Annotated in this window: 23 protein-coding genes and 1 pseudogene; 19 read left to right on the top strand and 5 right to left on the bottom strand. The window is 60.3% G+C overall.

Annotated features, from left to right (window positions below; translation table 11 throughout):
• Window positions 1-20 precede the first annotated feature (20 nt).
• From ccoN to ACSQ3E_RS10115, 10 genes and pseudogenes are all read left to right on the top strand, one after another.
• On the top strand, window positions 21-1,655 hold the full coding sequence (gene ccoN, locus ACSQ3E_RS10160; RefSeq protein WP_436122971.1) for a cytochrome-c oxidase, cbb3-type subunit I: 1,635 nt from the start codon (window positions 21-23) through the stop codon (window positions 1,653-1,655).
• Window positions 1,656-1,658: 3 nt separating this feature from the next.
• Entirely contained in the window at window positions 1,659-2,411 is a 753-nt protein-coding gene (gene ccoO, locus ACSQ3E_RS10155) for a cytochrome-c oxidase, cbb3-type subunit II (RefSeq protein ID WP_436122613.1), read from the top strand.
• Window positions 2,412-2,426: 15 nt separating this feature from the next.
• Window positions 2,427-2,597, top strand: coding sequence for a cbb3-type cytochrome c oxidase subunit 3 (locus ACSQ3E_RS10150; RefSeq protein ID WP_436122612.1), 171 nt, complete (start codon window positions 2,427-2,429; stop codon window positions 2,595-2,597).
• Complete coding sequence (ccoP, locus tag ACSQ3E_RS10145) at window positions 2,588-3,469, top strand: cytochrome-c oxidase, cbb3-type subunit III (RefSeq protein WP_436122611.1); 882 nt, start codon at window positions 2,588-2,590, stop codon at window positions 3,467-3,469. Before ACSQ3E_RS10150 ends, ccoP begins: the two co-directional genes overlap by 10 nt.
• On the top strand, window positions 3,466-3,654 hold the full coding sequence (locus ACSQ3E_RS10140) for a hypothetical protein (protein ID WP_436122610.1): 189 nt from the start codon (window positions 3,466-3,468) through the stop codon (window positions 3,652-3,654). Before ccoP ends, ACSQ3E_RS10140 begins: the two co-directional genes overlap by 4 nt.
• A gap of 10 nt (window positions 3,655-3,664) precedes the next feature.
• Window positions 3,665-4,483 carry a DUF2189 domain-containing protein gene (locus ACSQ3E_RS10135; RefSeq protein WP_436122609.1) on the top strand — a complete coding sequence of 273 codons (819 nt, stop codon included), beginning with the start codon at window positions 3,665-3,667 and terminating at the stop codon, window positions 4,481-4,483.
• The gene (locus ACSQ3E_RS10130; RefSeq protein ID WP_436122608.1) at window positions 4,437-6,731 is read left to right on the top strand and encodes a heavy metal translocating P-type ATPase; all 2,295 of its coding nucleotides are present in this window, start codon (window positions 4,437-4,439) and stop codon (window positions 6,729-6,731) included. The genes ACSQ3E_RS10135 and ACSQ3E_RS10130 overlap by 47 nt, the downstream gene beginning before the upstream one ends.
• Window positions 6,728-6,883, top strand: a pseudogene (gene ccoS, locus ACSQ3E_RS10125) (cbb3-type cytochrome oxidase assembly protein CcoS); the annotation flags it as partial. The gene ACSQ3E_RS10130 and the pseudogene ccoS, both read left to right, overlap by 4 nt.
• A 97-nt stretch (window positions 6,884-6,980) precedes the next feature.
• Window positions 6,981-7,112: a hypothetical protein gene (locus tag ACSQ3E_RS10120; RefSeq protein ID WP_436122607.1), complete on the top strand. Its 132-nt coding sequence runs from the start codon at window positions 6,981-6,983 to the stop codon at window positions 7,110-7,112.
• Window positions 7,113-7,143: 31 nt separating this feature from the next.
• On the top strand, window positions 7,144-7,389 hold the full coding sequence (locus ACSQ3E_RS10115; protein WP_436122606.1) for a hypothetical protein: 246 nt from the start codon (window positions 7,144-7,146) through the stop codon (window positions 7,387-7,389).
• A 65-nt stretch (window positions 7,390-7,454) separates the two neighbouring features.
• Here ACSQ3E_RS10115 and ACSQ3E_RS10110 read toward each other — a convergent pair whose 3' ends face one another.
• The gene (locus ACSQ3E_RS10110; RefSeq protein ID WP_436122605.1) at window positions 7,455-7,673 is read right to left on the bottom strand and encodes a DUF6522 family protein; all 219 of its coding nucleotides are present in this window, start codon (window positions 7,671-7,673) and stop codon (window positions 7,455-7,457) included.
• A gap of 169 nt (window positions 7,674-7,842) precedes the next feature.
• Between ACSQ3E_RS10110 and ACSQ3E_RS10105 the strand changes: the two genes are divergently transcribed.
• Complete coding sequence (locus ACSQ3E_RS10105) at window positions 7,843-8,085, top strand: DUF1858 domain-containing protein (RefSeq protein ID WP_376769275.1); 243 nt, start codon at window positions 7,843-7,845, stop codon at window positions 8,083-8,085.
• Here the strand turns inward: ACSQ3E_RS10105 and ACSQ3E_RS10100 are convergent.
• Entirely contained in the window at window positions 8,082-8,786 is a 705-nt protein-coding gene (locus ACSQ3E_RS10100; protein WP_436122604.1) for a Crp/Fnr family transcriptional regulator, read from the bottom strand. The genes ACSQ3E_RS10105 and ACSQ3E_RS10100 overlap by 4 nt on opposite strands.
• A 252-nt stretch (window positions 8,787-9,038) precedes the next feature.
• On the opposite strand from ACSQ3E_RS10100, the gene ACSQ3E_RS10095 reads away from it, so the two are divergent.
• Genes ACSQ3E_RS10095 through ACSQ3E_RS10085 form a run of 3 tightly spaced genes read left to right on the top strand, consistent with a single transcriptional unit; the run spans window position 9,039 to window position 10,300 of the window.
• Window positions 9,039-9,476, top strand: coding sequence for a DUF6746 family protein (locus ACSQ3E_RS10095; RefSeq protein ID WP_436122603.1), 438 nt, complete (start codon window positions 9,039-9,041; stop codon window positions 9,474-9,476).
• A gap of 33 nt (window positions 9,477-9,509) precedes the next feature.
• Window positions 9,510-9,902, top strand: a complete 393-nt coding sequence (locus tag ACSQ3E_RS10090) for a hypothetical protein (RefSeq protein WP_436122602.1) — start codon at window positions 9,510-9,512, stop codon at window positions 9,900-9,902.
• Window positions 9,899-10,300, top strand: a complete 402-nt coding sequence (locus tag ACSQ3E_RS10085) for a YbaN family protein (RefSeq protein ID WP_436122601.1) — start codon at window positions 9,899-9,901, stop codon at window positions 10,298-10,300. Before ACSQ3E_RS10090 ends, ACSQ3E_RS10085 begins: the two co-directional genes overlap by 4 nt.
• 32 nt (window positions 10,301-10,332) lie before the next feature.
• Here the strand turns inward: ACSQ3E_RS10085 and ACSQ3E_RS10080 are convergent, their stop codons facing one another.
• Window positions 10,333-10,938 (bottom strand): UbiX family flavin prenyltransferase, encoded by a 606-nt coding sequence (locus ACSQ3E_RS10080; protein ID WP_436122600.1) that lies wholly within the window; start codon window positions 10,936-10,938, stop codon window positions 10,333-10,335.
• A gap of 4 nt (window positions 10,939-10,942) precedes the next feature.
• Entirely contained in the window at window positions 10,943-12,436 is a 1,494-nt protein-coding gene (locus tag ACSQ3E_RS10075) for a UbiD family decarboxylase (RefSeq protein ID WP_436122599.1), read from the bottom strand.
• A gap of 613 nt (window positions 12,437-13,049) precedes the next feature.
• Between ACSQ3E_RS10075 and ubiT the strand changes: the two genes are divergently transcribed.
• The 5 genes from ubiT to ACSQ3E_RS10050 all read left to right on the top strand — a co-directional run bounded on the left by ubiT (window position 13,050) and on the right by ACSQ3E_RS10050 (window position 16,522).
• Window positions 13,050-13,592, top strand: a complete 543-nt coding sequence (gene ubiT / locus ACSQ3E_RS10070; protein ID WP_436122598.1) for a ubiquinone anaerobic biosynthesis accessory factor UbiT — start codon at window positions 13,050-13,052, stop codon at window positions 13,590-13,592.
• A 2-nt stretch (window positions 13,593-13,594) separates the two neighbouring features.
• Window positions 13,595-14,593, top strand: coding sequence for a ubiquinone anaerobic biosynthesis protein UbiU (gene ubiU / locus ACSQ3E_RS10065; protein ID WP_436122597.1), 999 nt, complete (start codon window positions 13,595-13,597; stop codon window positions 14,591-14,593).
• On the top strand, window positions 14,590-15,501 hold the full coding sequence (ubiV, locus tag ACSQ3E_RS10060; protein ID WP_436122596.1) for a ubiquinone anaerobic biosynthesis protein UbiV: 912 nt from the start codon (window positions 14,590-14,592) through the stop codon (window positions 15,499-15,501). Before ubiU ends, ubiV begins: the two co-directional genes overlap by 4 nt.
• Window positions 15,501-16,034, top strand: coding sequence for a molybdopterin adenylyltransferase (gene mog, locus ACSQ3E_RS10055; protein WP_436122595.1), 534 nt, complete (start codon window positions 15,501-15,503; stop codon window positions 16,032-16,034). The genes ubiV and mog overlap by 1 nt, the downstream gene beginning before the upstream one ends.
• A 272-nt stretch (window positions 16,035-16,306) precedes the next feature.
• Window positions 16,307-16,522: a hypothetical protein gene (locus ACSQ3E_RS10050; RefSeq protein ID WP_436122594.1), complete on the top strand. Its 216-nt coding sequence runs from the start codon at window positions 16,307-16,309 to the stop codon at window positions 16,520-16,522.
• 127 nt (window positions 16,523-16,649) lie between these two features.
• Here the strand turns inward: ACSQ3E_RS10050 and ACSQ3E_RS10045 are convergent, their stop codons facing one another.
• On the bottom strand, window positions 16,650-17,552 hold the full coding sequence (locus ACSQ3E_RS10045) for a BRCT domain-containing protein (RefSeq protein ID WP_436122593.1): 903 nt from the start codon (window positions 17,550-17,552) through the stop codon (window positions 16,650-16,652).
• Window positions 17,553-17,637: the final 85 nt, after the last annotated feature.

Below are 17,637 nucleotides of genomic sequence, written 5' to 3'. Positions count from 1 at the left end.
GCGGAGGAGGAAAGACGATGATCCGGCAACTTACGTCTTCGGAACGTCAGAACGCCGCCGTGATAGCGATTGCGGTGGCGATCGTTGGATTGGCGATGGCCGCGGTCGGTCGCACGGATGTGCTCGGCGTCCACGGCGTCATGGTCATGCTGTTCGCAGGCGCTGTCCTGTTTTATGTACTGTCTGGCCTGTACCAACCCGAACCGACGGAAGACCGGGAAACATCCTATTACGACGACCCGATCAAAGTCGGCATTGTCCTATCGATGGCTTGGGCAGTGTTCGGGATGTTCATGGGAGTCTGGGTCGCCGCTCAGCTTGCATGGCCAGATCTTGCCTTCGACGCTGGCTGGTCGAGTTTCGGCCGCCTTCGTCCGACCCACACCACAGGAGTGATCTTTGGTTTTGGCGGCAATGCCTTGATCGCGACTTCGTTTCATGTGGTGCAGCGGACTTCGCGCGCGCGCCTCGCAGGCCAACTCAGCCCTTGGTTTGTGCTCCTCGGCTACAACTTATTCTGCGTGCTTGCCGTCTCAGGCTATCTGATTGGGGTGACGCAATCCAAGGAATACGCCGAGGCTGAGTGGTACGCCGATATCTGGCTGGTAGTTGTCTGGGTGACCTACTTCATCCTCTATCTGAGGACGATCGCCCGGCGGAAGGAGCCGCACATCTACGTGGCCAACTGGTACTTCATGGCGTTCATTCTCGTCGTCGCGATTCTCCACATCGTCAACAACCTGGCACTCCCCATTTCGTGGGGGCATGCCAAGAGCTACACGGTCTGGCCTGGCGTACAGGATGCGATGGTGCAGTGGTGGTACGGGCACAACGCGGTCGCCTTCTTCCTTACGGCCGGCTTTCTTGGAATGCTCTATTATTATCTCCCCGTAAGGGCCCAGCGGCCGATCTTTTCCTACCGCCTTTCGATCCTGAGTTTCTGGGGCATCACCTTCTTTTACATGTGGGCGGGTTCGCACCACCTCCATTATACCGCGCTCCCGCATTGGGTTCAGACGCTGGGCATGACTTTCTCGGTGATGTTGCTGGTTCCATCCTGGGCCTCCGCGGGAAATGCCTTGCTTACCCTGAACGGCGCGTGGCACCGGGTGCGGGACGATGCGACATTGCGGTTCATGACGGCTGCCGCCGTGTTTTACGGCATATCGACTTTCGAAGGCTCGTTCCTTGCTATCCGGCCTGTGAATTCGCTGTCCCACTATACAGATTGGACCGTCGGGCATGTCCACGCCGGGGCGCTGGGCTGGGTGGCGCTGATCACGTTCGGATCGCTCTACACTCTGGTGCCAAGCCTCTGGAAACGCGAGCGGATGTACTCAGCAGCCCTCGTGGAAGTGCATTTCTGGCTCGCGATTGCCGGGACGCTGATCTACGTCTTCGCGATGTGGAACTCGGGCATCATCCAGGGACTGATGTGGCGGACCTATACGGAAGAAGGCGCCCTCGCCTATTCTTTCGTCGATTCACTGGTGGCGATGTACCCGTATTACATCGCGCGCGCCTTTGGAGGGCTGCTTTTCTTGATTGGTGCAGTAGTCGGCTGCTACAACATCTGGATGACGGTTCGGTCTTCGCCGCTGGCGGCCTCGCTCGATGCGGACGTCCCGATCGCTCCTGCCGTGGCGGGAGAATGATGGATGCCTGAGATTTTTCACCGCAAACTCGAGCGTTCAGCGATTGGTTTCGTGATCGCAATCATCGCGGCCGCGAGCGTGGGCGGCATCGTCGAAATCGCCCCGCTCTTCACTATCGACGAGACTGTCGAAGAAGCACCGGATATGCGGATGTACACTCCGCTCGAGCTTGCCGGGCGCAACATCTACGTGCGCGAGGGCTGTTATGCCTGCCACAGCCAGATGATCCGTACGCTGCGCGACGAGGTGGAGCGCTACGGCCCGTATTCTCTTGCCGTCGAGTCGAAGTACGACCGCCCGATGCTCTGGGGATCCAAACGGACTGGGCCCGACCTTGCTCGCGTCGGCGGCAAGTATTCCGACTTCTGGCATGTCGCGCACCTGACCAACCCTCGCGATGTCGTTCCAGAATCCAACATGCCTGCCTACCGATGGCTCGCACGCACGCCCCTCAAGATGGAGGACCTGCCGCTTCACCTCGCGGCGCAGAAGGCGCTGGGCGTTCCCTATACTGACGAGATGGTGGAGAACGCGGCGCGCGACGCTTACGGCCAAGCGACGCCGGATACCGACTTCGCTGCCGGGGTTGCCACACGATATGGCGACCAAACTCAAGTCAGTGCTTTTGACGGCGTGACGACCGACGTCACCGAGATGGATGCGCTCGTGGCGTATCTGCAGATCCTCGGCAGACTGACCGGAGCTGCATACGAAAACACTGCGGCTCCCGAGGGAAAACCTGACCCGGAAGGGTAAGCGGAGGGTTTCAGAATGGACCTGGATCACAACTCGGTTGTCGCCTTTGCCAAGAGCTGGGGGCTTTTTTACCTGATTGCGCTGGCCGTCGGCGTGCTGGTCTACACATTTTGGCCGTCAAACCGGAAGCGTTTCAATCAGGCCAAGAACAGCATCCTCGACGGGGACGACAAGCCATGGAAGTGAACGAACGCGACCCCGTCAGCGGCCGCGAGACCACAGGCCACGAATGGAACGGCATCAAGGAACTGGACACCCCGGTCCCCCGGGGGGTGCTGCTGTTCCTGATCGTGACGCACCTGTGGGCGATCGCTTGGTGGTTCCTTGTGCCTGCCTGGCCGCTCGGGACTACCTATACACGAGGCCTCCTGGGGGTCGACCAGAGACAGACTGTCGAAGCGCGTGTCGTCGATGGCCAACGCGAACGCGCCAACTGGATGGCACGCCTCGAAAAGGAGCCTTACGATGCTATCCTGGCGGACGAAGCGCTGATGCAAACGGTTCGAAACACTGGGCGCCAGCTATTCGGGGACAACTGTGGCGCTTGCCACGGTCGGGACGGCAAAGGCCGGGCAAACTACCCGGACCTCACCGATGACGACTGGCTATGGGGCGGTGGCCCCCAGCTTATCGAGCAGACGATGCGTGTCGGCATCAATACCCGGCATCCGGAGAGCCGCATCGGGCAAATGCCAGCCTTTGGGCGGGACGAGGTCCTCGACCGAGATCAAGTGCGGAGCGTGGCCGGATACGTCTATTCGCTTTCCCATCCGGACTATTCGACCGCGGACAATGTCAAACGGATACAAGCGGGGCGAGAAGTCTTCCTGACCACCTGCGCTGCGTGTCACGGCGAAGACGGGAAGGGAAACAGGGATGTCGGCGCGCCAAACCTGACGGATGCGCACTGGATCTACGGAGGCGATCTCGACACCATCATTTCGACGGTGCACGGCGGGCGCCAAGGCCATATGCCCACCTGGGATGAGAGGCTGACCAAGGCTGAGATCCGCACGATTGCCCTCTACGTGCATGACCTTGGGACGCAACAGCCATGACCGTACAGTCGAAAAGACGGTACCGCAGTATCATGCTCTGGATGCTGATTCCGGCGGGACTGCTGCTTTTCGCCGGAGCCAATGCCCACCTGATCTACGTGGCAGTCGTTTCTCAGCCGGACTGCGTCAAGCATTCTAAGGCCGCAGGCGAAGGCGGCTACCGCGCTGCCAAGTCGGCATGTTGAGGAGGCGAAGATGAGCGACACCGAAAAGTCGTACTGGCTACTCAGCGAGACCTCTGGCATCGGCGAGACGCGCGATCCGCTGCTCAACCGCGGGCTGTCGCCCTTCGTCGGCCTCAGATGGCTATCGGCGGGCTGGCAGGATTTCTGGACACGCCCGGCGTCTAGCCTGGGATACGGAATTAGTGTTTTCGTCCTGTCGGTCTGCTTCGTTTGGACGCTCGTGGCTTTCGGCCGGGACTATATTCTCTTTCCGGCGCTGGCAGGCTTCATGATCGTGGCTCCTTTTCTAGCGGTCGGCCTATATGAGAAAAGTCGGGCCATCGAGGAAGGCCGCGAGATCAGCTTCGGGTCCATGCTCCTCGTGCGTCCAAGGGCAGGCGCGCAGGTCTTTTTTGCCGGGCTGCTGCTGTGTTGCCTCCTGTTGCTCTGGATGCGAGCCGCGGTTCTGCTCTATGCGCTTTTCTTTGGAGTTACGGCATTTCCCGGGCTTGACCACATCGTAGGCATGCTTTTTGGGACTGCGTACGGTTGGGTAATGATCGTGGTGGGGACAGCCGTCGGTGGCCTTTTTGCTGCCTTTGCCTATGCCATCAGCGTCTTTGCGGTGCCCCTGCTCCTTGATCGGCGCGTCGATGCGCTGACCGCGATGGGCACAAGCATGAAACTGGTCTGGAACAATCTACCCGCAATGCTGGGCTGGGCTGCAATACTGCTCGTCCTTTTCGCCGTCTGTGTTGCCACTGGGCTCGCCGGGATGATCGTGATTTTCCCCCTGCTCGGCCATGCCACCTGGCACGTCTATAGAGCCGTGGCGCTCCCGGAGACCTGAAGTGAGCTGCTGCGCCCAGGGAGCGGAGGCAGCGCAGCAACTGGCGCGTTGCGGCAGCGCGACTGCTGGCGAAATCTTGCTGGCGCGACGCCATCTGGGAGATGGCATCTTTCAGACTAACCTTTCGGTACCCCAAGCCAGGTGCGGCACCTGCATCACGTCAATCGAAGGGGCCCTGCAAGGCCTAGAAGGAGTTCTCGCGGCTCGCGTGAACCTTACGTCCCGCCGCGTAACCGTGAGGTGGCGTGGCGACCATGCCCCTCCTGTAACGGAAGCCCTGGCTGCCATCGGATACGACTGCAGCCTCGCGGAAGCGGGAGATGACCTTCGTGACCCCGAGATGTCGCGACTGCTGCGCGCCACCGCAGTGGCGGGCTTTGCCGCAATGAACATCATGCTGTTGTCAGTGTCGGTGTGGTCGGGTGCAGACACGCAGACTCGAAATGCATTTCATCTGGTTTCTGCCCTGCTGGCAGTGCCTGCGGTCGCCTACTCCGGAAGAATATTCTTCATTTCGGCATGGAAGTCGGTACAGCGCCGCACAAACAGCATGGATCTTCCTATCTCGGTGGGGATCCTGCTGACGTTGGCGTTGAGCCTCTACGACACATTCGCCGGAGGGCCGCACGCATATTTCGACGCCGTGACTTCCCTTATCTTTTTCCTGCTCGCCGGACGCACGCTTGATTATGCAATGAGGAGCAAAGCACGGAAGGCAGTTTCCGGCCTCAGCCGCTTGATACCGCGAGGCGTGACGGTGATACGCGCTGACGGGAGCCGCGAGTTCTGCGGTCTCATGGAAGTTGAGCCGGGCGACATGATTCCAGTCGGCCCCGGCGACCGGGTTCCGGTAGACGGCACGATAGTGGCCGGGCGCGGCAGCCTTGACCTTTCGGTAGTCAGCGGAGAAGCGACGCCAACACGTGTCCAGCCTGGAACCGCCGTTTTGTCTGGCGCGCTCAGCCTCGATGGCGCGTTGACGGTTCGTGCCGATAAGCGTGCCAAGGATTCCTTCCTCGCCGACATGGCGAAGTTGATGGATGCGGCGGAGGACGGGCGGGCACAGTATCGCCGCATCGCGGATCGAGCCGCGGCCTTGTATTCCCCCGTCGTCCATTTGTTGGCCCTCGCCACCTGCGCGGCCTGGATCGCAATCACGGGCGATTGGCATGCATCGGTTACGGCCGCCGTTTCGGTGCTCATAATCACCTGCCCATGTGCATTGGGTTTGGCTGTGCCCATGGTCCAGGTTGTGGCCGCACGCAGGCTGTTTGACCTCGGCGTCACGCTCAAGGACGGCGGCGCGCTGGAACGGCTCGCCGAAGCTGACACGGTCGTGTTCGACAAGACCGGAACTCTGACAACGGGCATCACGCGCGTCGAACGTCACACGGCTGCCCTGCACGACGTGCCGGCCGCTGCCGCACTCGCAGCCCTGTCCAGACACCCGGCCTCATGCGCGGTCGCCGCTCTCGCGTCGACAGGGCCCGAAGTCGCGGATTTTCGTGAGGTGTCCGGGTACGGAATTGAAGGTCGGATCGACGGGAGTGTCTTTCGCCTCGGCAGGCGGGAATGGGTTTCGGGCCTGCCAGGCAATGCCAGCCATGAATCCATGACCTGGCTGTCGAAGAACGGCACGCTCGCAGGCTCGTTCACGATCGCCCACAATCTTCGTCCCGGTGCGGTGGAAGCTGTCAGGAAGCTGGAAAGCTGGGGATTGGCGACGGAGGTCCTATCGGGGGACTCTGCGACCGCTGTCCGGAAGGTCGCGGATGCGCTTGGAATTTCCGAGGTCCGCCACGGCGTTTTGCCTGAGGGCAAGGTCAACCGACTCAGAGATCTGGCCGCCTCCGGCCGCCGCGTTCTGATGGTTGGCGACGGCCTGAATGACGCTCCGGCACTGGCAGCAGCACATGTTTCCATGGCGCCCTCTTCGGCGGCGGACATCGGTCGTACCTCTGCCGATCTCGTCTTTCTGCGGAACAGCCTTGAAGGTGTCCCTCACGCGACGGGCATCGCCCGCAATGCCGCCCGGCTCGTGCGGCAGAACTTCGCGCTCGCTGTGGCCTACAATGTATTGGCCCTGCCCCTAGCGATGTCGGGGCAAATAACTCCGCTCATAGCAGCTGTTGCCATGTCGACGTCGTCAATCTTAGTCGTCGCCAATGCCTTGCGGCTCCCGCACGAAACGGCTTCATCCTCCCGCTTTGCGGGCTTTCGCCGCCTAGTCCCAGCGGAGGCTGCATGAGTTATCTCTCTTTTTTGATTCCAATTGCCCTAGGCATGGGCTTGGTGGGCTTGGCAGCCTTCCTATGGTCGCTACGGAGTGGCCAGTACGAGGATCTGGATGGGGCCGCGGTGCGGGTCTTGCTTTCAGGTGCTGACGCTCCTCTTAGTCAGCAAGCATGCAAAAACCACGAGGGTGTTCCTGCCAGGCAAGGGAACGCCACGGCTGCCAACGGCGTTTGTTCAGCAACGGAAACGAAAGGCTTCGAAGATGTCTCGAGCAAGTGACAGGCCGTTCGGTTGGGTGGCGGCGCTGGCCGTGGCTTCAGGAGCCGCAGTACTGGTTCCCAGCCTCGCCGTGCTGGCTATCAGCCTTCTTGCGGTTGCTGCGGTGGTGTTCTGATACGAACTGGAGGCGGGCGACGGAGGAAGCGATGACCATTACACGCAAAGATGTCGTCTCGGTCCTCGGCCGCGTGGACGACGCAATGATCGCGGAGCTTATTTTGACGGAAGCTTCGCTGGCAGAGTTGAAGGAGGCCTGGGCCTGGGTCTTCGGAGACGACGCATTGATGGGTGAAGGCCGGCCGCTGCCAGGAAGCCGAGTGGCCGCCTTGATCGATCTGATTGCGCCTGATGAGGATGACGACGGCGACGGTCCAGCTCAGGGAAGATCCTAGCCAAATCGGCTTGCTTATTTCCAGACGAACTTGCGAGGCGCCATAGTCAGCTCCTCGCTGAGGACTTAACCGTCATCGGCAACGATTAGAAGCAGCTCGCGATCGCGATATTTAAAGGACAGGCGATGCCGTCCTTCATCGTCGCCAACTCCCCGTTCGACCAAGCACCTGATGTTTCCTTGCTGGATCTGCCTTAGGAAGTACTCGACAGCCAGTTTCATTCCGCGGGCAGCCACGGTCGCATCGATCTCGGGGCCGTCTGGGGCCCAGCGAACCATCGCCATAGTCGTTCTCCGTCTCGTTCAGCGAATGGCAGCCTAGTCACGCGTCAGCCGATGTCGTTGCGAAGGCGCAAAGATGCACGAATCGTCACCCGCTTTTCCGACGCCGAACTTCCGCGTTGATTGACGGAGCGCAACGAAAGGATGGCCGGATCGGCGATGCTAAGACGAAATGCATGGAAAAAATGAGATGGCTTCAAGCAAGCGCTTTGACCCGGACCTTGCGGTCGACGACGTGATGAAACTCTGGCCCAACACAATCCGGGTGTTTCTCGCAAATCGGATGCTGTGTGTAGGTTGCCCTATCGGGTCGTTTCATACCGTATCCGACGCTTGTCGAGAACACGAGTTGGATGAAACTTCTTTTCTGAATCAGCTGGCGGCTGCAATTGATCGACAGGGAAACGCAGGCTAGCTCCGTTCGCTCCGACCATTGGCAACCAACATCAGCTTATGCGGGTCGACCACTGTGACCTTCTGACGTCCGCTCCGTATCAGCCCTTTGTCTTCCCACGCGCTCAGCAGCCGGCTCACGGTATGCAGCGTCGTGCCCGTCATCTCTGCTATGTCCTGGCGGGAGATCGGAAAGTCGATAAGGATTCCTTCGTCTGTCTTCTTCCCTGTCTGCTCCAGGAGCCTCAGCAGGGCATGAGCCACGCGCTGTTCGACTTGTTCCGTGGCCATTTCCACGACGCGCGTGTGCGTGTCCTGAAGTCGGGTGCCAACTGTCTTGTACGTATTTGCGCCAAAGCTCGGAAACTGAGCGGACAGCTCTGACCACATAGAGGTGGGCCACGAAAGCGCGACACAGTCCACTACGGCGAAGGCAGTGGCCGGGTAAGTCGTGCGTCCAAGCGCCGACGCTATTCCGAATATTTCGCCAGCACTGATGTACCGGACGATGACCTGCTGTCCCTCAGGCGTGCTTCGCACAACCCGAATATGACCGTCCAGCAAGAGGAAGAACGCGTGGGCCTCTTCTTCCTGTTCGAAGATGGCCGAATCCTTCGCATACCGCGTGGATCGCGCTCCCGCCAATATTCTGTCGAGTCCTTCTGGCGCAATTCCTGCGAACAGCTGGAGCCCGGCAATCAGCGAACGGTCGACTCGGCCCAAGACATTCCCTCGATTTCTCGGCAGATTTTTTCACAGTCGGCGTCGTGTCGCAACCGCGCTGCAGTGAGCGATATTGCCGCGTGAGAGTGCGAGCCCCGGCGCAACGGCTGAGCGGCCCCCGACACAATCTCCAGCATCGTGTTTGCGCCAGCGCAAACGGAACAGTGCAGCGTAGGTGTAGATATTTTTCGTTCGGGCACAATTCGTCGCTCGGTTGCTGATTTACGACGCATAGCGTTCGAAGGAGCAGAGATGACCGCCTGGGTTCGGAAGCTCACCTTGGGAAGCGGCATCTGCGCCGCTCTATTCTTGACGGGAGCCGTTGGCTTGCCGACCGCCGCGACGGCGGAACAGGCCGCGAAACACTATGAAGTGAAAATGCCCCGCACCGTGGAGGAAGCAAGCGCCACAATGCGGAGAGCGTTGTCCACGGTCGAACAAGCGCTGGCTACGGACGACTACGTGAGCATCCACAAGGCAAGCTATGAGCTGGAGGCTGCGGCCAGCCGAATTGCAGATCGACCCAACGATAAATCCGAAATGCTGGTTCGTACGGTCGAGCTCCTCCATCGCGCTTCAGAGGCCGGCGACCGCGCCGCGCTTCAGGCGATTTACCCAAGCTTGAAGGAAGCGGTGGATCAGGCTGCAGTGCTGCCTCGCCCCGCTCCGATAGGCAAAGGCGGCAGGTAAATACTCGGACAATTTCGGGAAGGCAGCTGACAAATGGGTTCCAACGCAGCTAGTAGCTTTGATCGCCGCGCCCATGGCTCTGGTTCCGTGGTGCGGCGGATCAAGACTGTCATCGCTGGAGTTGACTTGGATTGCGAATGTCGCGCCCGGCTTGATGAGGCCTTGACACGCTTCACAGCGCTCGAGCAAAGGCGCGTTCAACGCGAACATCTCGTGCAGGCAAGGCAGCACCGCGAGCGGATAGAAGCCATCGTAGATCTGCTCCGGGAGGTGGATGAACTTGCCGTGGCAGAGCCTGACCGTAGCGTCTATACCGAGCTAGCTCTGCTCTTCGACGAAGTGGCCGCCACAGCGGGGGAAGGCGCGCTGTGCATGCGAAGCCTGGCGATCCTGCCAGCTGACGGGACGGAGTTTTCGCCTTCGTGACACCCCATCGCATCCGCCAACTGATTTGGCTGGCGGCTGGCACGGCCGCCCTGCTCGCAGGGTTGATAGGCATCATTCTTCCGCTGATGCCGACTACCCCGTTCCTGGTTCTCGCCGCATTCTGCTACTCAAGGAGCTCGAAGCGGCTCCACTCGCGGCTTTTGGAACATCCGCGGGTGGGCCGCGCCATCAGCGACTGGAACGCTTATGGCGCGATCTCACACCGCTCGAAGCGTCTCGCACTGTTGTCCATGGTTTTGGCGCTGGCTCTATCGATGCTATTGGGCGCGCCACTGGTGGCGATCACCATGCAGGTCACGGCTATGTTGGCCGCGGCTGCGTTCGTCTTGACGAGGCCAGTCCCCCCCGCACGGCAGGCCAACGAACAGGAACGCTAAAGCCGGCGCGTATAAGCAGGCCACTCGCAGCTTCAAAGATCCAGCTTGCGTGAAGGCGGCCGACCTTGCGGCAGGCCGCTCCATCGCGTCATCTCGCTACCTGGATCAACGCCCACCCAATTCAGAAGCCGCGCCGCGATTTCTCTGAGCATTTCGTCTATGCTGTGCATTCTCACGTAAAACGGTGGCATTGGAGGCGCAATCGTCGCGCCCAGCCTTGCCAGCGTCAGCATCGACCGCAAGTGACCTTCATGCAGGGGAGCCTCACGCGGAACGACCACCAGTCGGCGTTTTTCCTTGAGGGCGACGTCGGCTGCCCTGGTCAGCAGGTTATCGCCTAATCCATGCGCTATCGCGGACAACGTGCGCATGGAGCAGGGAACGACGATCATGCCGTCGTTTGGGAAAGACCCGCTGGCGATCGGAGCTGTCATGTCGTGAGGCGAGTGAACTCGGCTTGCCAGTTCGGTGATGCGGGCAAGGCCCTCATCGCCGAGTTCATGCTGGATGGTTGCTCTGGCGCCCATTGAAACCACAACATGCGTTTCAGCTCCAGCATTGGCTAACTGCCGGAGGGTTTCGAGGGCCAGGCCAGAACCCGAGGCCCCCGCTATTCCCACGATGATGCGTTTGGTCATGGCGTTATCCGAACTCCGGGAAGATTTCATTCCATCGCTGCGACACTTGCCGATCGATCTCGGGACACATGCGCAATTCGCTTCCCCAGTCCCGTACGGTCTCTGATCCGACCTTTCGCGTCGCGTCGATACCGAGTTTCCCTCCCAGCCCTTCAAGTGGAGACGCGAAGTCGAGGTGATCGATCGGAGTGCGGTCCACGGTCATCAGGTCACGGGAGGGGTCCATGCGCGTCCCGATTGCCCACATAACGTCCGGCCACGAACGTATGTCGATGTCGTCATCGACCACGATGAGCATCTTTGTCATGGAAAACTGCGGCAGCAGCGACCAGAAGCCCATCATTACGCGACGCGCCTGCCCCGGGTACTTCTTGGCGATGGACAGCACGGCGATCCTGTAGGAGCTGGCTTCCGGCGGAAGCCAGACGTCACGGATTTCTGGGATCTGTTGCCGAAGGAGGGGCTTGAAGACGTCGGTAAGCGCTTCGCCCAACACCGACGGCTCGTCAGGAGCCCTCCCGGTATAGGTGGTCAGGTAGCAGGCCTGGTCACGGACCCGGATTCTGTTGAGGCGAAATACCGGATATTGCTCAGCGGCATTGTAGTATCCAGTATGGTCGCCAAACGGGCCCTCCAGAGCGGTTTCCTTGGCGGATACGGTACCTTCCAGCACAATCTCGGCTGTTGCGGGAACGTGTAGTGGGATGCTGCCGCACGCGGTCAGCCGTGGTCGCTTGTTTCCGATCATGCCGGACAACGCAAGTTCGGTCACGCCCTCGGGTACTGGCATTACGGCAGCGAGCAGCGTTGCTGGATCGGCGCCGATAACCACTGCGACAGGCATGTCGATGCCGCGGGCCGCCCACATACGATGGTGCACCGCACCGCCGCGCATCGGCAACCAACGGACTATTGCGCGATCCCGATCGATTACCTGCATTCGGTAAATGCCCAGGTTGTACGTTCCTGGATCGTCAGCTCCAGGTGCGCGGGTCACGACTACGGGCCAGGTAATCAGGGGGCCCGCGTCTCCTGGCCAGCAAGTCTGGACTGGAAGGAGGGACAAGTCGGGCGCGATCTCGCTCCAGCTGGAAGGCGCTCTCACGATTCTTGGCCGTGCCAGGAGTGCGCTGCGCGCCGCAGGGAGCATGTCGCGCGCTTCGCCCAGTGTCCTCGGCGCCTGCGGGGACCTCATCCAGGCGAGAAGCTTCCCGAACGAGTCAAGGCCATTGAGGTCGGTGCCCAATCCAGCGGCGACCCGCGCTCGCGTCCCAAACAAGTTCGTCACGACAGGAAAGGTCGATACTCTTCCCTGCGCATCGATCGGCTTGTCCAACCTCAGCACTGGCCCGTCCTTGGCGATCGTGCGCCGATGCACCTCGGTTGCTTCAAGGTGCATTGAAATAGGTGCCTGGACATGCCGTACGTCCCCTCGCTCGTCCAGGTGCGACAGGAACGAAGAAAGGTCATTGAAAAGCGGCAGCGATCTATGGTGCATAAATACATTTCCCGTCGCGCGACGCGGCCGACGGCGGACGTTTGCCACGGTGACTGGCTCCCGTCTTTGACCTTCCACAAACATCCAGCGACGCTCTTTGCGTTGGAACAAAGCGCGCCAAGTCGAGGGACGGTATCCATGCCTTCCCGAAATGGAGCATGGTTGCAAATTATGCACATAGGAGCGCACTGCACACGACTGTTGGGAGCGGCAATTGTCACGCTGCGGTCGACCTGCTTTCGAGGAGAGCTTCAGGGGGAACGACTGCCTCTCGCGAAGGCACGGCTTGATCGGGAGGGCGATAGGGATTTGGCGCGTGCCGAACTGCTCTTTGCCTTGCAGCACCCGTTGGCGGCCTCCGACCTCCTTTCAGCAGCGATTGCGGGAACTGGTTTCGATCCCCTGTCCATTCCGGGGGACGAGCGGGATGTCTGCAGCTTTGCTCCAGACTGCATCGAAGACGGCTTCCTTGCGCGCCCTCGCTTCGGTGACTTCTAAGCCCGATCGATCGGCCCAAGGAGAAATCTGTTTGTTCTTTGAGCTTGGACAAATAGCGCCATCGTTTTCGACCTTAAGACCGCCAGCCAAGCGGAGTCACTGAGGGAGAACAGCATTGGCCGACGAACTAAGGGACGGCTCCTTGCCGCTCGCCCGGATTCTATTTCCCAAAGTCGGAGCTCTGCCGCTCGGAACCCTTCTAACGAAGGCCCTCCGCGACCTTGCCAAAAGACAGCCGAACCTCTTCGACCGTCTAGGCGAGCACAAGTCCGCGTGCTTCTTCGTCGACCCAACCGATCTCTCTTTTGCGTTCCTGGTCGTGCCGGACGGGGAACGCTCGCGTGTCCGTGTCGTCGACAAATCGGAGGCGTCGTCCGCAGCCGTTCTTATCAGTGGCCCCATCTTGATGCTGTTGGGTCTGCTCGATGGCAGCCTTGATGGCGACGCTCTCTTCTTCAGGCGTATCGTCTCGATCGGGGGCCGTACTGAAGCTGTGCTGGCGCTTAGAAATGCCATCGACGATGCCGAGTTACGGCCAGCGGACCTGCTGGGTCTGCACGGTGTCCTGGGGCGCCTGGCGGACAATGCCATACTCGGCAGCCTTCGCGCCGCTAGGCGGCTTGCGTGTCGGGGATTGGACCAAGGGGAGCGTTCCTGACTATGAGCAATCAGCCAATGGAGTTGATCTGTCCGGCGGGCACGCCAGCTACCTTGCGTGCCGCAGTCGTCGCGGGCGCCGATGCCGTGTACTGCGGGTTCCGCAACGAGACCAATGCACGGAACTTTCCCGGCCTGAACTTCTCGACAGCCGAGTTGGCGGAAAGCGTGCGGTTTGCCAAGGGTCACGGGAAAAAAGTACTCGTTGCGATAAACACATTCGCACAACCTGGCCGCGTGGACCAATGGCGCAAGGCCGTGGACGAGGCTGCCCAATGCGGCGCGGACGCAGTGATCGCGGCGGATTTGGCTGTCCTCGACCATGCCGCGAACAACCACCCAGGCCTACGCCTTCACCTGTCCGTGCAGGCGGCCGCGTCAACGCCAGAGGCCGTGAAGTTCTATGTCGACGCGTTCCGTGTCCGGCGCGTGGTCCTTCCGCGAGTGCTTTCAGTCCAAGAGATAGCCGCGCTCAATCGCATGATCGACGTGGAGACCGAGGCGTTCGTGTTCGGAGGCCTTTGCGTCATGGTCGAAGGCCGCTGCTACCTGTCTTCCTACGCCACCGGAAAGTCCCCCAATCTGAGCGGCGTCTGTTCGCCGCCGGAACACGTCACCTATGAGGATGACGCCGAGGGAACAGCGGCGCGGCTCGCCGGCTTTACTATCGATCGCTATGCCCAGAGTCAGCCGACCGGATATCCAACCCTGTGCAAGGGCCGCTTCACGGCCGGCGGCAAAACATCCTACCTGTTCGAAGACCCAGTCAGCCTGAACGCTGGCGGAGTGCTTGCGGGACTGAAAGCGGCCGGAGTCACAGCCTTGAAGATCGAGGGTCGCCAGCGCGGCAAAGCATACGTCACCGAGGTGGTCCGTGCTTTCCGGAGGGCCGTCGACGCGGTCGAGGCAGGGGGCGATGCGGCCGAAATCGACCGGATCCTGGCTGGCATGTCCGAGGGAGGACGGCAGACCGAAGGCGCCTACAAGAAGACGTGGAGATGAGCGTAATGCCAAGAATTGCATTGACCCTTGGCCCGGTCTTTTTCCACTGGCCAGCCGATCGGTTGGCGGATTTCTACAGGCGGATCGCGGATCAGGCTGCCGTCGACAGGGTGCACGTCGGTGAAGTCGTCTGCGGAAAGAGAATGCCGTTCTCCGATTCGATATGGCCCGAAGTAATCGAGCGGCTCGAGCGCGGCGGCAAGGAAGTCGTGCTCTCCACGCTTGCCGCACCTGCCACAGTCCGGGAGCGCAGGGCTGTAAACGATTGGTGTGGCGAGGGGCGGCTTGTCGAAATCAACGACGTCACGGCCATCCCGGCCCGATCCGGACAGGCGTTCGTGATTGGACCCTTCGTGAATGTCTACAACGAATCCACTGCCCGGTTTTTTGCTGCGCGTGGGGCGCGTACCATTTGTCCCCCGGTCGAGCTTTCGTTGGACTCAATCGGCAACATTGCCCGCAACTGTTCCGACGTCGATTTTGAGATTTTCGCATTCGGCAGGCTGCCACTGGCCCTTTCTGGTCGCTGTTATCACGCAAGACTAAACAATCTTCACAAAGACTCCTGCCAGTTTACGTGCGAGCAGGACCCTGACGGCTTTGCGGTCGATACAATCGACGGACAGGAATTTCTTGCCGTCAACGGCGTGCAGACGCTCTCCAATCAGGTGCAGGCTTTCTGTCCTGAACCAGAGGACTTGAGGGCGCATGGTATCCGGCGCTTGCGCCTGTCTCCCCACACTGCCGACTTGGTTGCGGTCGCCGAAGCTTATCGTGGCCTGCTCGACGGCACCCAAACGCCGACCTCAACGAGATTTGCCTTGTCGTGCCTCGATCTTCCGGGAGGGATGGTAGACGGGTACCTCAGTGGCAAACCGGGCTTCCACTTGGGAGGCCGGAGCACCTAATGACGGTGAATCCAGGACATACCTTTGCGCGGATCGCGATTGTAACAGTCTCCGACCGGGCAAGCGGCGGCCAATACGAAGACTTGAGCGGTCCGGCCGTAGAGCAGTGGCTGCGGCGTGCCGTGGCACAACCATGTGAGTTCGTCCGGCGTATCGTTCCGGACGGGGTAGAAAGCGTCAGGAACGCGCTTCTCCAATTGTGCGACAAGGACGATATCGACCTTGTCCTGACAACTGGTGGCACGGGCCCTGCCCCGCGCGACCTGACAGTGGAGGCTACCCACCAGGTCTTGACGAAAGAGCTGCCCGGCTTCGGTGAACTGATGCGACGGGTAAGTTTGGAGCAAGTGCCGACCGCCATCTTGTCGCGCCAAACGGCGGGCGTTCGAGGGCGTTCCCTGATCATAAACCTGCCGGGCAAGCCTGCCTCGATCGGCATCTGCCTCGCCGCCGTATTCCCGGCGGTCCCCTACTGCCTTGAACTGATCGGGGCCAGGAAGATGGCGGAAGCTCTGCCAGATTCGGGCGCTTGAGTGGCTAACCTTCGGGGTCACGAAGCAATCCGACAACCCACCTTCGTGGATCAAAGTTCCGGCATTAGGTTTGCCGCGGCTCTTGTCAAAGAGACTGGATTTTTGACAAGCGTGTATGCATTGTGACGCGATTTCCGTTCGTGCCTCAAGGCAACTGCAGGTTCAGGCTCAAACCGCATGGCCAAGCGGATAGTCCGCATGGCAAACATGGATAGGGCACCGGACAGGCATTTGGCCCAAATCACCGGAAACCAGGAGCCAGGAGTGCACGGATGCGAAAGCATCTGAAACTTGGGAAGGCCGACGAGGCGCTGCACGCGGCCGCCGATCTGGATGTACCTTCTCGAAGCAGATATTCAAGCGCACCCGGAGCGGCTGAAGGCGTTCAGCGCTATATGATCCAATGCAAGCACTGGTCGGGGATGTCGATGTTGATCTCGACGCAACCCTGCCTGCCGACGACGAATGAGACGAAACGGGCGATCTGAGGCTCCTCTCGCTGCTATCAACGGATGGTCGAATTACGCGCAGCCGCTTTTCCTCGATCAACGGCAAGCTCTGATCGAGGAAGTTGAGGCTCGCAAGGTGCTCGAGCGGTAAACTAGGTGGCTTTTGCTACCGAATGCCGCAAAGTTCCAGGGCTCTGCGGAAAGTCAGCTCGTCAACGAAATGAGGGCGGCCTCCCTGCTCGTGGAGCTTCCTCGCCTCGATGATTTTCGTTCCTTGGTGGCTGTGAAGCCAGTCTCGCGAAGCGACAGCGGCTACGACCAGATAGTCGGTGCTGCGAGAGACGCTCTTGGTGACGACTCCCCCCCTGCTGGCGATCCAGCTCTCGATGACCTTGCGTGGGGCCATGCTGAACGCCCCGGTCACCACGAATGCTGCGTTCTCGAACACAACCGTGGCCGGGTCCCTGAGTACGCCGTCAATCGCTGGACTGTTTCCATAGGTTGGCAGCCCTGTGTCGGCGCAACTGTCGCCGACCAGCCGGGCGATCCATTCGCTTATGTCTTCTTCTTCCTCTGCCGACAGGTGCCTGTCGGAGATCGCTTCGGCAGCAACTTTCCTTAAGCCCGCTATCCGGGCGTCGTCCAAGAACTCGGTGTCCTGGTCAATCATGCCAATCAGCTTCTCGACCTCGTTGACCTTGAGGCGGCCGTCGCAGGCAATACCCGCGCAGAAGCCAAAGAAGCGGTTGCAGCGGTCGTTCGCCTCAGGTGAATGGTTGAAGGACCTCAATCGGTAGTCGACGATACCGGAGATGACTGCGTAGATTTCGCCGTGGTAGTCGTTGTAGGCGGTGTCCAGATCCTGAATGAGATCAGCGGCATCTTCGTCACCGAACAGGCGGAGCAGTTGCGCCGCTTCGGCTCGAATGGAGTCGATTTCCAGGTTCTCGATCGACTCGCTTGCCAAGACACCTTCTAAGAAGCCTAGCCAATAGGCCTCGGCCTTGCGGTGATTGCGTTTCGCGTTGATACGGCCCAGCGAAAATCCACCGTACTTTAGCTCCGTCATTGTCCCCTCCCCTGACAGCAGTATCTGAGTTTTAGTTGCGCTCCTCTCGAGGCGCAATTTCTGATGAACTTGAAATGAGATGTCG

Source organism: Aminobacter sp. LjRoot7 (assembly GCF_964252895.1).
In the GTDB taxonomy this organism is placed as follows: domain Bacteria; phylum Pseudomonadota; class Alphaproteobacteria; order Rhizobiales; family Rhizobiaceae; genus Aminobacter; species Aminobacter aminovorans_B.
The sequence above is the reverse complement of the archived record's forward strand: the minus strand, read 5'-3'. Positions and strand labels throughout refer to the sequence as shown.

What these genes read in the sequence shown, in the direction of transcription:
- ccoO (WP_436122613.1), top strand. Translation starts at nt 1,659, where the DNA reads ATGCCTGAGATTTTTCACCGCAAACTCGAGCGTTCAGCGATTGGTTTC.
- ACSQ3E_RS10150 (WP_436122612.1), top strand. Translation starts at nt 2,427, where the DNA reads ATGGACCTGGATCACAACTCGGTTGTCGCCTTTGCCAAGAGCTGGGGG.
- ccoP (WP_436122611.1), top strand. Translation starts at nt 2,588, where the DNA reads ATGGAAGTGAACGAACGCGACCCCGTCAGCGGCCGCGAGACCACAGGC.
- ACSQ3E_RS10140 (WP_436122610.1), top strand. Translation starts at nt 3,466, where the DNA reads ATGACCGTACAGTCGAAAAGACGGTACCGCAGTATCATGCTCTGGATG.
- ACSQ3E_RS10135 (WP_436122609.1), top strand. Translation starts at nt 3,665, where the DNA reads ATGAGCGACACCGAAAAGTCGTACTGGCTACTCAGCGAGACCTCTGGC.
- ACSQ3E_RS10130 (WP_436122608.1), top strand. Translation starts at nt 4,437, where the DNA reads ATGCCACCTGGCACGTCTATAGAGCCGTGGCGCTCCCGGAGACCTGAA.
- ACSQ3E_RS10120 (WP_436122607.1), top strand. Translation starts at nt 6,981, where the DNA reads ATGTCTCGAGCAAGTGACAGGCCGTTCGGTTGGGTGGCGGCGCTGGCC.
- ACSQ3E_RS10115 (WP_436122606.1), top strand. Translation starts at nt 7,144, where the DNA reads ATGACCATTACACGCAAAGATGTCGTCTCGGTCCTCGGCCGCGTGGAC.
- ACSQ3E_RS10110 (WP_436122605.1), bottom strand. Translation starts at nt 7,673, where the DNA reads ATGGCGATGGTTCGCTGGGCCCCAGACGGCCCCGAGATCGATGCGACC.
- ACSQ3E_RS10105 (WP_376769275.1), top strand. Translation starts at nt 7,843, where the DNA reads ATGCATGGAAAAAATGAGATGGCTTCAAGCAAGCGCTTTGACCCGGAC.
- ACSQ3E_RS10095 (WP_436122603.1), top strand. Translation starts at nt 9,039, where the DNA reads ATGACCGCCTGGGTTCGGAAGCTCACCTTGGGAAGCGGCATCTGCGCC.
- ACSQ3E_RS10090 (WP_436122602.1), top strand. Translation starts at nt 9,510, where the DNA reads ATGGGTTCCAACGCAGCTAGTAGCTTTGATCGCCGCGCCCATGGCTCT.
- ACSQ3E_RS10080 (WP_436122600.1), bottom strand. Translation starts at nt 10,938, where the DNA reads ATGACCAAACGCATCATCGTGGGAATAGCGGGGGCCTCGGGTTCTGGC.
- ACSQ3E_RS10075 (WP_436122599.1), bottom strand. Translation starts at nt 12,436, where the DNA reads ATGCACCATAGATCGCTGCCGCTTTTCAATGACCTTTCTTCGTTCCTG.
- ubiU (WP_436122597.1), top strand. Translation starts at nt 13,595, where the DNA reads ATGAGCAATCAGCCAATGGAGTTGATCTGTCCGGCGGGCACGCCAGCT.
- ubiV (WP_436122596.1), top strand. Translation starts at nt 14,590, where the DNA reads ATGAGCGTAATGCCAAGAATTGCATTGACCCTTGGCCCGGTCTTTTTC.
- mog (WP_436122595.1), top strand. Translation starts at nt 15,501, where the DNA reads ATGACGGTGAATCCAGGACATACCTTTGCGCGGATCGCGATTGTAACA.
- ACSQ3E_RS10050 (WP_436122594.1), top strand. Translation starts at nt 16,307, where the DNA reads ATGCGAAAGCATCTGAAACTTGGGAAGGCCGACGAGGCGCTGCACGCG.
- ACSQ3E_RS10045 (WP_436122593.1), bottom strand. Translation starts at nt 17,552, where the DNA reads ATGACGGAGCTAAAGTACGGTGGATTTTCGCTGGGCCGTATCAACGCG.